This window comes from Mesorhizobium sp. MC2-1-1 (assembly GCF_057597255.1).
In genome coordinates, this window is record NZ_CP195205.1 from 3,894,719 (window position 1) to 3,907,797 (window position 13,079).

The following is a 13,079-nucleotide window of genomic DNA, read 5'->3' on the forward strand; positions in this document are numbered from 1 at the left end:
CGTCGGCAGCGCCCTTCGCGACGCACTTCTCTTTTCCGATAGATCTTCACTTTGTGACGCGGTGAACCGCGATTAAGATCAGTCCGATTTGGGGAAAGGGATATCAATGGCGGCTATGGATCGCGCGGCGGCGCCCGCATCGGCCTCGCAAACGCTGCGGCATGTCATTTCCCACATGGTGGAGGCCGTGAACCGCGCCAGGTTTGTGGAAACACCCTTCTGGCACCTGGAAATGACGGACGTCTTCCCGCCGGACCTCTATCTGCGTATGCGCGCCGCCATGCCCGAGGCGAGCGAATATCGCGCGCTCAAGGGCCGCAACAATGTGAATATCAAGGCCGACGGCACCGTGACCCGGATCAAGATCGACCTATACCCCGAATATATCCGCCATCTGCCAGCTGAGAAACGGGCCGTCTGGGCCCTGGTCGGCAAGGCATTGCACGCGCCGGAACTGAAGGAGGCATTCATGCGCCGCCTTGCCCCGGGCCTGGAGCGCCGGTTCGGGCCGGACTTCATGAAGGTCGGGATGTATCCGGTGCCGATGCTGACGCGCGACGTGGCGGGCTACAAGATCGGTTTCCATACCGACACGAAATGGAAGGGCATCACGGTCCAGTTCTATCTGCCGGAGGACGAAAGCGTCAACCACATCGGCACGCGCTTCGCCCAGCGCAAGCCTGGCGGGGGTTTCGAGAATTCGCACCGGATGTCGTTTTCGCCCAACACCGGTTACGCCTTTGCGGTCGGCACCGACACCTGGCACGCGGTCGACACCGTCGGACCGGAAGTCCGCACCCGCGACAGCATCCTTCATACTTACTTCGTCGACAACACCGCCATGCTCAAGATCCGCAACCGCAGCAAGCGTGCCGCCAACTTTCTGATGAACGAGGTTCGCCATGTTGGCAGGTAACCTCCCGCTGCATTAGGCTGATCCACTGTGGCAGGGCTCGTTCAGTCCTGGTGCAGGACAAATTCCAGGTAGTGGTTGCGCTGCAGGATCGAATGGTTGTCATAGGATATCAGTGACACCATCAGCGCGCCGTCATTGCGTGTCCAGACGTCGAGCCATTCCATATTGTCGATCTGGTAGCCCATTTCGGCCTCTATCAGCACCGGCCCGTCGGCGACCGCGCCTTCTCGACGCTCTCGCCAAAGATGCGCCGCAGGCGCATCTTCACCCCGCGCGCGATCGAGAAGCTGTGCTCCAGCAGCAACAGGTCGCCGTCCGGCAGGGAGGCGCCATCACCCCGCGCGCCGCAACCCGCTGCGTCGGGTGTCGCGCGCGTTTTCCTCGCCGAACAGCGAGGCGAGTTGCTCGGTCATGGCGCCGGCCAATTCCTCGGCGTCGACGATGGTGACGGCGCGGCGATAGTAGCGGGTGACGTCGTGGCCGATGCCGATGGCCAGAAGCTCGACCGGCGAGCGTGTCTCGATCAGATCGATGACCGCCCGCAGATGGCGCTCCAGGTAATTGCCGGGGTTGACCGAAAGCGTTGAATCGTCGACCGGCGCGCCGTCCGAGATCATCATCAGGATCTTGCGCTGCTCGGGCCGGCCGATCAGCCGGTTATGCGCCCAAAGCAGCGCCTCGCCGTCGATGTTCTCCTTGAGCAGACCCTCACGCATCATCAGCCCAAGATTGCGCCGCGCCCGCCGCCACGGATGGTCGGCGGATTTATAGATGATGTGGCGCAGGTCGTTGAGCCGGCCGGGATTCGGCGGCTTGCCGTCCTTCAGCCATTTCTCGCGCGCCTGCCCGCCCTTCCAGGCCCGCGTCGTGAAGCCGAGGATCTCCACCGAAACGCCGCAGCGCTCCAGCGTGCGCGCCAGGATGTCGGCGCAGGTCGCCGCGACCGTGATCGGCCGACCGCGCATCGAGCCCGAATTGTCCAGAACCAGCGACACGACGGTATCGCGGAACTTGGTGTCGCGCTCCTGCTTGAAGGACAGCGGCTGCATCGGATCGATGACGACGCGCACAAGCCGCGCCGGATCGAGATAACCTTCCTCCAGGTCGAAGTCCCAGGAGCGGTTCTGCTGCGCCATCAGCCGGCGCTGCAGCCGGTTGGCCAGCCGCCCGACGACGCCGGAAAGATTGGCGAGCTGCTTGTCCAGGAAGGCGCGCAGCCGGTCGAGTTCCTCTTCCTCGCAAAGTTCGTCGGCGCCGACGGTCTCGTCGAACGCCGTGGTGAAGACCTTGTAGTCGATCTCTTTCGGCAGGTTCAGGAACGGGTTGTCGTTGCGCTTGGCCTCGCCCGGCGTCTCGGCGTCGGAATCGTCCTCGTCGGAGAGGTCGTCGGAAGTGGCGTCGGTCGCCTCGGTCTCGGCCGACTCTTCCTCGTCGGAGGAGGCTTCGGCATCTTCCGATTGCGACTGTTCGGAGCCGGAATCCTCCTCGCCGCCTTCCTCGCTCTGTTCCTCGCCCTGCTGCTCGTTCTCCTCGTTTTCCTCCGAGTCGTCGGTTTCCTGGTCGTCGCCGAGCTCCTCGGCCATTTCCATGGAAACCAGCATGTCCCGCACGACGCGGGCAAAGGCCTGCTGGTCCTCGAGCTTGGCCGACAAGCCATCGAGGTCGCCGCCCGCCTTTTCCTCGACCCAGGGGCGCCACAGATCGACAAGCCGCTCGGCGCTCTTCGGAATCGGGCGGCCGGTGAGCTTCTCGCGCACCATCAGCGCGATCGCCTCCTCGAGCGGCGCGTCGGCCTTGTCCCTGACGTCGACGAGATTCGCCTTGGCGTATTTGTCCTCGAGCATTGAGCCGATATTGTCGGCCACGCCCTGCATCGCGCGGCTGCCAATCGCCTCGACGCGGGCCTGTTCGACGGCGTCGAAGATAGACCGCGCGAGCTTGCCTTCCGGCGCCAGCTTGTTGTGGATGCGCTGATCGTGGCAGGCGCGCTTAAGCGCCATGGAATCGCCGATGCCGCGCGTGATCGCGATGTCGTTCCTGGTGGCCTTCTTCGGCAGCTCGGGCAGGCGGGCGCGGTTTCCCGCCAGCGCCGGCCGATCCTTGGCGAAGCCGACCTCGAGGTCCTTGTCGCCGGCGACGGCGCGCATGCACACGGTGACGGCGCGCTTGAAGCTGTCGGCTTCAGAACCCGTCTTCGGCTTGTTGCGCGTGTTGTCGCCCGGACCCGCCATTTGTCATTCCCTGCGCGATCGGCCTGGAAGGCCAACCGCCTTCCGGCTCGCGCCTACCCCAGCACCACGTTGGCGGCGCTCTCCGGCAGATCCTCGCCGAAGGCGCGCTGGTAGAACTCAGCCACCACCGAACGCTCCAGCTCGTCGCACTTGTTGAGGAAGGTCAGCCGGAACGCCATGCCGACATCGCCGAAAATCTCGGCATTCTCGGCCCAGGTGATGACGGTACGCGGGCTCATCACCGTCGACAGGTCGCCATTGATGAAGGCCGAGCGCGTCATGTCGGCGACGCGCACCATCTTGTTGACGATGTCCCTGCCCTTGTTGTCGCGATAGTGCTTGGCCTTGGCCAGCACGATGTTCACTTCGTTGTCATGCGGCAGGTAATTGAGCGTGGTGACGATGGACCAGCGGTCCATCTGCGCCTGGTTGATCTGCTGCGTGCCGTGGTAGAGGCCTGTGGTGTCGCCCAAGCCCACCGTATTGGCAGTGGCGAACAGCCGGAAGGCCGGATGCGGGCGGATAACGCGGCTCTGGTCGAGCAGCGTCAGCCGGCCCGACGATTCCAGCACGCGCTGGATGACGAACATCACGTCCGGACGACCGGCATCGTATTCGTCGAAGCAGAGCGCCACATTGTGCTGGTAGGCCCAGGGCAGGATGCCGTCGCGGAACTCGGTGACCTGCAGGCCTTCCTTGACGACGATGGCGTCCTTGCCGACGAGATCGATACGGCTCACATGGCTGTCGAGGTTGACGCGCACGCAGGGCCAGTTGAGCCGCGCCGCGACCTGCTCGATATGCGTCGACTTGCCGGTGCCGTGATAGCCCGACACCATGACGCGGCGGTTATAGGCAAAGCCGGCGAGGATCGCCAACGTGGTCGCCTTGTCGAACAGATAATCCGGGTCGATGTCCGGGACATGCTCGGTCGCCGCGGAATAGGCGGGAACCACCATCTTGGAGTCGAAGCCGAATTTCTCCTTCACCGACACCGTCGTGTCTGGCAGGTTGGCGATGTCGCGATCGACCTTGTTCATCTCTATCAACGTCTCCACTGGCGAAACGCCGCGTTTCGCCGGCAATCGATTTTGTCCGGGGGCGGTCTTAAAGCGTTTTCCAACCTTATGAAAGTTGGAAAACGACATGGGACCGTAGGGCCGCTCAGCACAATCCTGCTTGCTTGAGCACGCGATAGGCCTGCAGCACATCGCGGAACCGGTCTTCCGAACCTCTGTCGCCGCCATTCGCATCCGGATGGTGGCGCTTAACGAGTTCCTTATAGCGCGCCTTGATGTCCTGACCAGTCGCCTTTGTATCAAGGCCAAGCGTTTCCAGCGCCTTGGCCTCAAGCGGCTTTGCCTTGCGCTCGCGCGGCTCGCGCGCGCCCGAACCGAACAGGTTGAAGGGATCGCGCATGCGGTTGTGGTAGCCGGCGCGCCCCGAGCGCTGCTGCGCGAAATCCGGCGCCGAGCGCATTCCGCCGCCATTGGCGCCCATGCGCCATGTCGGCCTGTGGCCGGTCAGCGCTTCCTTCTGGAAGCGGGCGATCTCGCTGTCCGACACGCCGGAGAAATAGTTGAAGCCCTTGTTGTATTCACGCACATGATCGAAGCAGAAGCGGAAATACTCGCCCTCCTTGAGCCTCCCGACCGGCGCGCGATGGGTGCCGGCCTCGTTGCAGCCGTCCCACTGGCAGATCGGGGCGCGCGACTTCAGCTCCGCGTCCTTCTCCGGCCGGATTCGAAGCTTCTCGAAATATTTGGGATACGCTTTCATCTCACCCATTTATGGGCTGTTCGCACGTGCGAAACAAGAATTGACATTTTGCCGATGATCGCCCTAACCGCTGAATCGCGGCATAAAAGCGGTCTAAGACTCGAGATTTGCGGCTGTGACGCACATGTGGGGAAGGAAAACAGGGATGTCCATACAGTCGACGATGGAAACCAAGCTGAAAGCGGCATTCTCGCCCGTAAGGCTCGCCGTCATCAATGAAAGCCATCTTCACGCCGGCCACCATCACGCTGAGTCCGGACACCATGCGGCGTTCGACGGTACCGGCGAAACGCATTTTCGCGTCCGCATCGTCTCGCCTGATTTTGCCGGCATGAGCCGCATCGAGCGCCATCGCGCCGTCAACGAACTGCTCGCCGACGAACTGATGGCCGGAGTTCATGCGCTGGCGATCGAGCCGGCTGCACCGGGCGAAAAGACGCGTTGGTAGTCAGCCGACATTCGCCTTCAGGAACGACATCACGGCGTCGGTCAAGGCATCGCCCGGCTCGCCGAAACGCCGGTTGATCGCCATGTGCGTGTAGGCCCTGCCGTCGAACAGCGTGGCCTTGGTGCCGGTTGCGCGCAGGCGGTCGACGAAGGCCTTCGAGCTGTTGCCACGACCCGATGCGCGCGAATAGGCGACGAAGACAGGCGGGTGCTTGCGGCCCTCGATATAGGTCGCCGGCGACAGCGAGCGCCATTGCGCGGGGTCTGGAAAGGCCTGCTCGTAGATGGGCCTCAGCTTGCCGCCTTGAGCCTGCGCGAGGGCTTCGAGATCATAGGCTTCGGTGTCGTCCAGAATCAGCGCGGCGACGCCGGGCAGCCCGCCGCGCAGGCCGGTCAGGGCCGCCAGATGGCAGCCGGCCGAGTGCCCCATGACGGCGATCGGTTCGGATCGCCGCCATATTTGGCGATGTTGGCGCGTACATAGGCATAGGCCTTCTCGACGTCGCTTGCCTGGGTGGCGACGTCGACCTCCGGCAGCATGCGGTAGTCTATCGAGACGAACACGAAACCGTTGGCGAGCAGGAAGCCCGGCTTGGCGTCCACATTGTTGCGATTGCCGATGCGCCAGGCGCCGCCATGTACGAAGAACACGACGGGCCTGCCCTTTGCTCCGTCGCGCGCATAGATGTCGAGCTTAGCGGGCCCGTAATCGACGCTTTGCGGCGCCGGGTCACGCGGCCGCCAGGCGGCATGAGCGCTGCGCGGTAACATCGCCGACAGGGATGCAAGCATAAGGCTGCGTCGATCGATCATGGCCGCTTCCGAACCGTCTCGCGGCACGAAACTGCACGCGAACACCGCGCGCGTCCAGCCAAGGTTGGTAATCAGGACGGATCGGTCAAAGCCCCGAGCCCATCTAGACGTCGCCAGCCGGCCTGATCCTCAGCCTGGCGATACGGTTCTTTTCGCGCTTCATCACCATGAAACGCTTGCCGTGGAAGGTGAAGGCCTGCTTCTCCTCCGGGATGGACTGCGTTTCGTGGATGACGAGGCCGGCGATCGTCGTCGCCTCCTCGTCTGGCAGATCCCAGTCGAGGGCGCGATTCAAGTCGCGGATCGGCACCGTGCCGTCGACAACGACCGAGCCGTCCGCTTCCTTCTTGACGCCCTGCATATCGACATCGTGCTCGTCGGCGATCTCGCCGACGATCTCCTCAATGATGTCTTCCAGCGTCACCAGACCTTCGACCTCGCCATACTCGTCGACGACGATGGCGAAATGCGTCTTTCGCCGCAGGAAGGCGTTAAGCTGTTCCTGCAAGGTGGTGGTGTCCGGCACGAACCACGGCTTCGCCGCGATCTTCATCACGTCGATCTGGGTGAAATCGTTGCCGACCTCGTTGAGGGCCCGCAGCAGATCTTTCGCGTGCAGCACGCCGACGATGTTGTCGAGCGACCCCTTCCACAACGGCATGCGAGTGTGCGGGCTCTGCAGGATCTCGCGCACGACTGCCTCCGGTCCGTTGTCGGCATTGACCGAGCGCATATTGGTGCGGTGGACCATGATGTCCGACACTTCGAGCTCTTCCAGATCAAAGAGCCCCTCGAGCCGGTTGCGCGCCTCGCGGGCAGCCTCGCCATCGCGGCGGGGATCTTCGCCGTCTTGATCCTTGCCGATGCGCTCGGATCTCTGCGGCGGCTCGATCGGCCGCAATGCGTAGCCGAGAGCGGCGAGCAATCGGTCGCGGAACAGGAGCGCCGAAATAAGAATGGCGGCAAGCACGGCGGCGACGATCCAGCCGGCGCCGTTCATCTGGGAAGGCTCGCCTTGGGCCGTCCGGAACGGCTCGCCTTCAGCCCTTCGGGATGGCTCGTCGTGAGGAAAGAGAGCACCTCCGATGGCGGCACGTCCTTGGCGATGAAGGCCTGGCCAATGCCGCGCGTCAGGATGAAAGTCAGCGCTCCGCGCGACACCTTCTTGTCCTGCGCGATGAAGCCGAGCAGCGCCTCGGCATCCGGCAGTTCGCCCGGAATATCGGCCATGCGCGATGGCAGGCCGACGGCGCGCAGATGCGCCTCGACGCGTTCCGCATCGTCCGGACTCGCCAGGTTGAGGCGCGCCGAGAAGCGGTGCGCCAGCGCCATGCCGATGGCCACACCCTCGCCATGGACGAGGCGCGCGCCGTCATAGCGCGTGGCGGCCTCCAGCGCATGGCCAAATGTGTGGCCCAGATTGAGCAGCGCGCGGTCGCCGGTCTCGAACTCGTCGCGGGCAACGACATCCGCCTTGGCGCGACAGGCCTCGGCGATCGCCTCGACCCGCGCCGGGCCGCCGGCGAAGACGTCACGCCAGTTCTTTTCCAGCCAGGCGAAGAAGGCCGGGCGGTCGATCAGCCCGTATTTGGCGAGCTCGGCATAGCCGGCGCGGAACTCGCGGATCGGCAGCGTGTCAAGAACCTGGGTGTCGGCGAGGACCAGCCTCGGCTGGTGGAAGACGCCGACCAGGTTCTTGCCGCGCGGGCTGTTGATTCCGGTCTTGCCGCCGACGGAGGAATCGATCTGCGCCAGGAGCGAGGTCGGTATCTGCACGAAATTCATGCCGCGCCGCACGATGCCGGAAGCGAAGCCGGCCAGGTCGCCGATAACGCCGCCGCCGAGCGCGATCACCACGTCGCGGCGTTCGAGCTTCGCCGCGAGCACGCCGTCGACAACTTCCTCGAGATGGGCGAAGCTCTTTGTCTTTTCGCCGGCGGGCAGCGTGACGACGGCCGACTGGATGCCGCCTTTCGCCAATCCCGCCTTCAGCGTGTCGAGATGCGCGGCGGCGACATTCTCGTCGGTGACGATGGCCGCTCGGGTGTTGGGAAGCCTGCGCGCGACCTCCTCGCCGGAACGCGCCAGCAATCCGGAACCGATCAATATGTCATAGGCGCGGTCACCGAGTCCGACCTCGACCTTAACCGGTTCGGCATGGCTCACGGCTGCACCTCGTCCGTTGTAGCGCTTGCAGTGCCTGCCGCGATCGCATCGACGCCGAGATGGGCGCAGAGCGCCGCGACGACCTCGCTGGCGATGATTTCCTTGCGGTCGTCGCGCGTCGGCACCGTAAGGTCGGCGGTGGCGTAGACCGGGTAACGCTCGCCCATCAGCCGTTCCAGCACGCCGCGCGGATCGGGGTTCTTCAGCAGCGGCCGGTTCTGCTTCTTCGAGACCCGCTCCATCAACAGGTCCAGGTCGGCCTTCAGCCAAACCGATATGCCATAGGCCGCGATCGCCTCGCGCGTCTGCGCGTTCATGAACGCGCCGCCGCCGGTCGACAGCACCTGCGGGCCATTCTCCAGCAGACGCAGGATCACGCGTTGCTCCAGCGCGCGGAATTCCGGCTCGCCATAGCGCTCGAACAGCTCCGGAACCGTCATGCGCGAGACGCTCTCGATCTCCTGGTCGCTGTCCATGAAGGGCAGCGACAGCATCGTCGCAACCTTGCGGCCGATCGCCGTCTTGCCGGCGCCCATCAACCCGACGAAGACGATCGAGCGTCCGCCGAGCCGTTCGATCAGCGCGGCATGGCCATCTTCCGTTGGATTTGCGGGCAGAGCGTTCATCAGGGCCTCTTTGCGCCGTATCGACATCAAAAGCCTGTTTGCGTCAAGCACGGCCGGACAACCGGCCCGGTAGCCTTCGCCGCAAAACCTCCTGTTCACCGGAATCCTTCGTCCTTGAATTGGCCGGATTGGCGTCCCATAAGGGCACAGGGCTTTGGAAACGCAGAACAGCAAGACGGGCGAAAATTGAATGCCGACTTTGTTTCGCTTCGTCGTGACGCTGGCGGTTCTGGCGGGCATTGCCTACGGCGCGATGTTCGCGCTGGCGATGTTCGTGGAGCCGAAAAAGGCGGAAATGAGCATCCGCATTCCAGCCGAAAAGCTCAACCCCAAGAAGAACTGACAATCCCGGCCCGATGAACAGCGCCGCCCGCATCGAAGCCTTCCTGGAGATGATGAGCGCCGAACGTGGGGCGGCCGACAACACGCTTTCCTCCTATCGCCGCGACCTGGAGGACGCTTCGGAAGCGATCGAGGGTGGGCTCGCGGCCGCGGGCGCGCCGGATATACGCGCCTATCTCGACGACATTGCCGCGCGCGGCTTCGCGCCGACCTCGCAGGCGCGCAAATTGTCGGCGATCCGCCAGTTCTTCAAATTCCTCTATGCCGAAGGCCTGCGCGGCGACGACCCGACCGGCACGCTGGACAGCCCGCGCAAGGGCCGGCCGCTGCCGAAGACGATGAGCGAGATCGAGACCGGGCGCCTGCTCGACCGGGCGGCCCTGGAAGCAGCCGAATCCGGTTCGGACGGCGACCGGTTGGCCGCCCTGCGCCTGCACGCGCTGGTCGAGGTGCTATACGCCACGGGCCTGCGCGTATCGGAGCTTGTCGGCCTGCCGGTCACGGTGGCGCTGCGCGACGACCGGTTCTTCATTGTGCGCGGCAAGGGTGACAAGGAACGCATGGTGCCGCTCTCGGCCAAGGCGCGCGCCGCCATGCGCGCCTGGCTTGCCGCACGGGCCGAGCGACCGGCCTTCGCCGAGAGCCCGTTCCTGTTTCCCGCCTCCTCCGACAGCGGCCATCTTTCCCGGCAGGTTTTCGCCCGCGATCTCAAGGGGTTGGCCGCGCGCTCGGGGATAGCCGCGGCGAAAATCTCGCCGCATGTCCTTCGCCATGCTTTTGCCAGCCATCTGCTGCAGAACGGCGCCGATCTCAGAGCCGTTCAGCAACTCCTTGGCCATGCCGACATCTCGACCACGCAGATCTACACCCATGTGCTGGAGGAGCGGCTGGTGCGGCTGGTCAACGATCATCATCCGCTTGCCGACTAGGCCTCATATCGCTATGTGAGGGCGACGTTCCACCGCCCGGAGCCGGCATTTCAGCGGTTCCGCCAGTCATTTGCCTTCCGACGGATCGGTCCGCTCAAGCATGTACAACTACCTCGACTTCGAAAAGCCGGTGCAGGATCTGGAGCTCAAGATCCTTGAGCTGAAGAAGCTTGCCGAGAACGGCGAGGCGGTCGATGTCGCCGAAGAGATCAGCAGGCTGGAAAAGCGTTCGCGCGACGCTTTGCGCGACCTCTACAAGTCGCTCACCCCCTGGCAGAAAGTGCAGGTCGCGCGTCATCCCGACCGTCCGCATTGCGTCGACTACATCAAGGCGCTGTTCACCGATTTCACTCCTCTGGCGGGCGACCGCAATTTCGGCGACGACCAGGCGATCGTCGGCGGCTTCGCCCGTTTCCGCGGCGAGCCGGTGGCGGTGATCGGCCAGGAAAAGGGCTCGGACACCGCAAGCCGCATCAAGCACAATTTCGGTTCGGTGCGGCCGGAGGGCTATCGCAAGGCGGTGCGCCTGATGGAACTGGCCGACCGATTCAAGATTCCGCTCTTGACTCTGGTCGACACCGCCGGCGCTTATCCCGGCGTCGGCGCCGAGGAGCGCGGCCAGGCCGAGGCGATCGCGCGCTCGACTTCGGCCTGCCTGGCGCTGAAAGTGCCGTCGATCTCGGTGGTCATCGGCGAAGGCGGGTCCGGCGGCGCCATCGCGATCGCCACCGCCAACCGTGTCTACATGCTCGAGCACGCCATCTATTCGGTGATCTCGCCGGAGGGCGCGGCGTCGATCCTGTGGCGCGACACCACGCGCTCGAAGGACGCGGCGACAAACATGAAGATCACCGCGCAGGATCTTCTGGAGATGAAGATCATCGACGCCATCATTCCCGAGCCTATGGGCGGCGCCCAGCGCGCGCCGGAGACGGTGATTGCCTCGACCGGCGACCTCATCGCCAGGACGATGAAGGATTTTGCCGGCGCCAATACCGATTTCCGCGAGCAGCGCCGCGAGAAATACCTGGCGATGGGCCGCAGCTTGTGACCCTTTAGCCTGCGTGTAGGTTCAACTGTGGCCGCATTGAGCGTTTCGCCACAAAAATGCCGCCGCATTCGGGTCAATGAACACGCCGTAAAGGGTTGGGAGCTTGCCGTGAGGTGTTGGCCAAGGCTTGCGGTAAGGAATTTTCAAGGTTAACGGGCTTACGGTCCACTGGTGTTCAGCCTGCGGGCCCGGCCATGCCGAGAGCCGTCGGCCCGAAAGAAGAGACGTAGCCGTACCGATGTTTGCCAAGCTCGCCCGCACCGGAGTCCTGATCGCTGCCATCGGCGTCGCCGGCTGCAACGATTCGTCGATGAAGGATTTCGCGCCGGAGGCCAACAAGCCGCTGCCGGACAAGATCCTCGCCGACATGAAGGCAAAGGGCATGGTGCGCACCTCCTCGGTGATGGCGCGCATCTTCAAGGAAGAAGGCAAGCTCGAGATCTGGAAGGCCAAGACCAATGGCCGCTACGATCTCGTCGCCACCTACGACATCTGCAAATGGTCGGGAAAGCTCGGCCCCAAATACACCGAGGGCGACCGCCAGGCGCCGGAAGGCTTCTATACGGTCCGTCCCTCGCAGATGAACCCGCGATCGAATTACCATCTGTCCTTCAACATTGGCTTCCCCAACGCCTATGACCGCGCCAACGGCCGCACCGGCCAGAACCTGATGGTTCACGGCGCCTGCTCGTCCTCCGGCTGCTATTCGATGACCGACGCGCAGATCGAGCAGATCTATGCCTTCGGCCGCGACGCCTTCCAGGGCGGCCAGACCGAATTCCAGATCCAGGCCTTCCCGTTCCGCATGACCGCCGCCAACATGGCGCGCTACCGCAACGACCCGAACTACGAATTCTGGAAGATGCTGAAGGTCGGCTACGACAATTTCGAGATCACCAAGGTGCCGCCGAAGGTCGATGTCTGCGAGAAGCGCTACGTCTTCAATCAGGTCGCGCCCGAAGGCACCACCTTCAACCCGACGGGCCCGTGTCCAGCGATGACGCAGCCGGATTCGCTGAAGACCGCCTACGCCAGTTACGAGAAGAGCTACGACGCGGCCTTCAATGCGGCCGTGAACTCGAGCACACCGCCCCCGAAGCCGACGATTGCCGGCATCAAGGAAGCCAGCATCGTTTCCGACTGGTCGAAGCGCCGCGCCCGCGGCGAACGCGTGCCGATCGAGCCGCCGTCTCTGAATTCCGACGGTTCGGTGACCGAAACGACTCGCATGGGCCGCATCGATTCCCCGCTGGGCCGCAAGATGGCGGCGCTCGACGCGGAGAAGGAAGCCAAGCGCAAGGCCGAGGAGCAGCGCCTGGCGGCGATCGAGGCGGCCAAGGCAGCGAAGGAAGCGGCCAAGCAGCAAGCCCTGGCCGAGAAGGAAGCCGCCAAGCAGGCGGCGCAGCAGCCGGTCGTCACCGCGGGCGTCGAACCCGCGCCGGCGCAGGAAACCCAGCAGGCCGCCGATGCCGACCAGGGCACCGTGTCGAAGCTGAAGAAGAAGCTGCTCGGCATGTTCGGCGGCTGAGAGCCCTCAGCTTGGCAAGACAGGCCGCCATCTACGATCTCAAGGGACTGAACTGTCCATTGCCGGTGCTGAAAGCCCGCAAGCGCCTGGCCGCGCTGCGGCCAGGCGCCCGGCTATGGCTCGAAACCACCGATCCGCTGGCCGTGATCGACATCCCGGCCTTCTGCGCCGATGCCGGTCACCGGTTGATCGAAACGGCCGCGGTGATGGGCGGTCATCGTTTCCTGGTCGAGCGCGGCAACGCCAACTGA

The 13,079-nt window shown here is 64.2% G+C and carries 15 protein-coding genes and 1 pseudogene; 7 read left to right on the forward strand and 9 right to left on the reverse strand.

The genetic code is table 11. The features are described 5' to 3' along the window. The first annotated feature begins 106 nt into the window (after nucleotides 1-106). Nucleotides 107-916, forward strand: a complete 810-nt coding sequence (locus ACR64R_RS19250; RefSeq protein WP_487357884.1) for a hypothetical protein — start codon at nucleotides 107-109, stop codon at nucleotides 914-916. A gap of 41 nt (nucleotides 917-957) precedes the next feature. Here the strand turns inward: ACR64R_RS19250 and ACR64R_RS19255 are convergent. The 4 genes and pseudogenes from ACR64R_RS19255 to ACR64R_RS19270 all read right to left on the reverse strand — a co-directional run. Beyond that, nucleotides 958-1,250, reverse strand: a pseudogene (locus ACR64R_RS19255) (esterase-like activity of phytase family protein); the annotation flags it as partial. Then, entirely contained in the window at nucleotides 1,249-3,147 is a 1,899-nt protein-coding gene (gene cobT, locus ACR64R_RS19260; RefSeq protein WP_487357885.1) for a cobaltochelatase subunit CobT, read from the reverse strand. The gene cobT and the pseudogene ACR64R_RS19255, both read right to left, overlap by 2 nt. A gap of 53 nt (nucleotides 3,148-3,200) precedes the next feature. Beyond that, nucleotides 3,201-4,187: a cobaltochelatase subunit CobS gene (gene cobS, locus ACR64R_RS19265; protein WP_292565373.1), complete on the reverse strand. Its 987-nt coding sequence runs from the start codon at nucleotides 4,185-4,187 to the stop codon at nucleotides 3,201-3,203. A 124-nt stretch (nucleotides 4,188-4,311) separates the two neighbouring features. After that, nucleotides 4,312-4,935: a J domain-containing protein gene (locus ACR64R_RS19270; RefSeq protein ID WP_487357886.1), complete on the reverse strand. Its 624-nt coding sequence runs from the start codon at nucleotides 4,933-4,935 to the stop codon at nucleotides 4,312-4,314. Nucleotides 4,936-5,071: 136 nt separating this feature from the next. On the opposite strand from ACR64R_RS19270, the gene ACR64R_RS19275 reads away from it, so the two are divergent. Further along, a complete protein-coding gene (locus ACR64R_RS19275; RefSeq protein ID WP_487357887.1) occupies nucleotides 5,072-5,374 on the forward strand; it encodes a BolA family protein in 303 nt (100 codons plus the stop codon). On the opposite strand, the gene ACR64R_RS19280 is transcribed toward ACR64R_RS19275, so the two are convergent. The 5 genes from ACR64R_RS19280 to ACR64R_RS19300 all read right to left on the reverse strand — a co-directional run bounded on the left by ACR64R_RS19280 (nucleotide 5,375) and on the right by ACR64R_RS19300 (nucleotide 8,978). After that, complete coding sequence (locus ACR64R_RS19280; RefSeq protein ID WP_487357888.1) at nucleotides 5,375-5,803, reverse strand: alpha/beta hydrolase; 429 nt, start codon at nucleotides 5,801-5,803, stop codon at nucleotides 5,375-5,377. It lies immediately after the preceding gene. After that, entirely contained in the window at nucleotides 5,767-6,186 is a 420-nt protein-coding gene (locus ACR64R_RS19285; protein WP_487357889.1) for an alpha/beta hydrolase, read from the reverse strand. The genes ACR64R_RS19280 and ACR64R_RS19285 overlap by 37 nt, the downstream gene beginning before the upstream one ends. A 103-nt stretch (nucleotides 6,187-6,289) precedes the next feature. After that, complete coding sequence (locus ACR64R_RS19290; protein WP_487357890.1) at nucleotides 6,290-7,186, reverse strand: transporter associated domain-containing protein; 897 nt, start codon at nucleotides 7,184-7,186, stop codon at nucleotides 6,290-6,292. Beyond that, complete coding sequence (gene aroB / locus ACR64R_RS19295; RefSeq protein WP_487357891.1) at nucleotides 7,183-8,352, reverse strand: 3-dehydroquinate synthase; 1,170 nt, start codon at nucleotides 8,350-8,352, stop codon at nucleotides 7,183-7,185. The genes ACR64R_RS19290 and aroB overlap by 4 nt, the downstream gene beginning before the upstream one ends. Continuing rightward, complete coding sequence (locus ACR64R_RS19300) at nucleotides 8,349-8,978, reverse strand: shikimate kinase (RefSeq protein ID WP_487357892.1); 630 nt, start codon at nucleotides 8,976-8,978, stop codon at nucleotides 8,349-8,351. Before ACR64R_RS19300 ends, aroB begins: the two co-directional genes overlap by 4 nt. Nucleotides 8,979-9,168: 190 nt before the next feature. Here ACR64R_RS19300 and ACR64R_RS19305 point away from each other — a divergent pair, with 190 nt between their 5' ends. The 5 genes from ACR64R_RS19305 to ACR64R_RS19325 all read left to right on the forward strand — a co-directional run bounded on the left by ACR64R_RS19305 (nucleotide 9,169) and on the right by ACR64R_RS19325 (nucleotide 13,079). Beyond that, nucleotides 9,169-9,321: a hypothetical protein gene (locus tag ACR64R_RS19305; RefSeq protein ID WP_042643428.1), complete on the forward strand. Its 153-nt coding sequence runs from the start codon at nucleotides 9,169-9,171 to the stop codon at nucleotides 9,319-9,321. 13 nt (nucleotides 9,322-9,334) lie between these two features. After that, nucleotides 9,335-10,249, forward strand: coding sequence for a site-specific tyrosine recombinase XerD (locus ACR64R_RS19310; RefSeq protein ID WP_487357893.1), 915 nt, complete (start codon nucleotides 9,335-9,337; stop codon nucleotides 10,247-10,249). 100 nt (nucleotides 10,250-10,349) lie between these two features. Beyond that, entirely contained in the window at nucleotides 10,350-11,300 is a 951-nt protein-coding gene (locus ACR64R_RS19315) for an acetyl-CoA carboxylase carboxyltransferase subunit alpha (protein WP_487357894.1), read from the forward strand. A 238-nt stretch (nucleotides 11,301-11,538) separates the two neighbouring features. Beyond that, nucleotides 11,539-12,828 (forward strand): L,D-transpeptidase family protein, encoded by a 1,290-nt coding sequence (locus ACR64R_RS19320; protein ID WP_487357895.1) that lies wholly within the window; start codon nucleotides 11,539-11,541, stop codon nucleotides 12,826-12,828. Between the two features lie 11 nt (nucleotides 12,829-12,839). Next, complete coding sequence (locus tag ACR64R_RS19325; protein ID WP_487357896.1) at nucleotides 12,840-13,079, forward strand: sulfurtransferase TusA family protein; 240 nt, start codon at nucleotides 12,840-12,842, stop codon at nucleotides 13,077-13,079.

Bases quoted from the DNA above. Each gene is read 5' to 3' on its own strand.
- ACR64R_RS19250 (WP_487357884.1), top strand. From the start codon at position 107: ATGGCGGCTATGGATCGCGCGGCGGCGCCCGCATCGGCCTCGCAAACG.
- cobT (WP_487357885.1), bottom strand. From the start codon at position 3,147: ATGGCGGGTCCGGGCGACAACACGCGCAACAAGCCGAAGACGGGTTCT.
- cobS (WP_292565373.1), bottom strand. From the start codon at position 4,187: ATGAACAAGGTCGATCGCGACATCGCCAACCTGCCAGACACGACGGTG.
- ACR64R_RS19270 (WP_487357886.1), bottom strand. From the start codon at position 4,935: ATGGGTGAGATGAAAGCGTATCCCAAATATTTCGAGAAGCTTCGAATC.
- ACR64R_RS19275 (WP_487357887.1), top strand. From the start codon at position 5,072: ATGTCCATACAGTCGACGATGGAAACCAAGCTGAAAGCGGCATTCTCG.
- ACR64R_RS19280 (WP_487357888.1), bottom strand. From the start codon at position 5,803: ATGGGGCACTCGGCCGGCTGCCATCTGGCGGCCCTGACCGGCCTGCGC.
- ACR64R_RS19285 (WP_487357889.1), bottom strand. From the start codon at position 6,186: ATGATCGATCGACGCAGCCTTATGCTTGCATCCCTGTCGGCGATGTTA.
- ACR64R_RS19290 (WP_487357890.1), bottom strand. From the start codon at position 7,186: ATGAACGGCGCCGGCTGGATCGTCGCCGCCGTGCTTGCCGCCATTCTT.
- ACR64R_RS19300 (WP_487357892.1), bottom strand. From the start codon at position 8,978: ATGAACGCTCTGCCCGCAAATCCAACGGAAGATGGCCATGCCGCGCTG.
- ACR64R_RS19305 (WP_042643428.1), top strand. From the start codon at position 9,169: ATGCCGACTTTGTTTCGCTTCGTCGTGACGCTGGCGGTTCTGGCGGGC.
- ACR64R_RS19310 (WP_487357893.1), top strand. From the start codon at position 9,335: ATGAACAGCGCCGCCCGCATCGAAGCCTTCCTGGAGATGATGAGCGCC.
- ACR64R_RS19315 (WP_487357894.1), top strand. From the start codon at position 10,350: ATGTACAACTACCTCGACTTCGAAAAGCCGGTGCAGGATCTGGAGCTC.
- ACR64R_RS19320 (WP_487357895.1), top strand. From the start codon at position 11,539: ATGTTTGCCAAGCTCGCCCGCACCGGAGTCCTGATCGCTGCCATCGGC.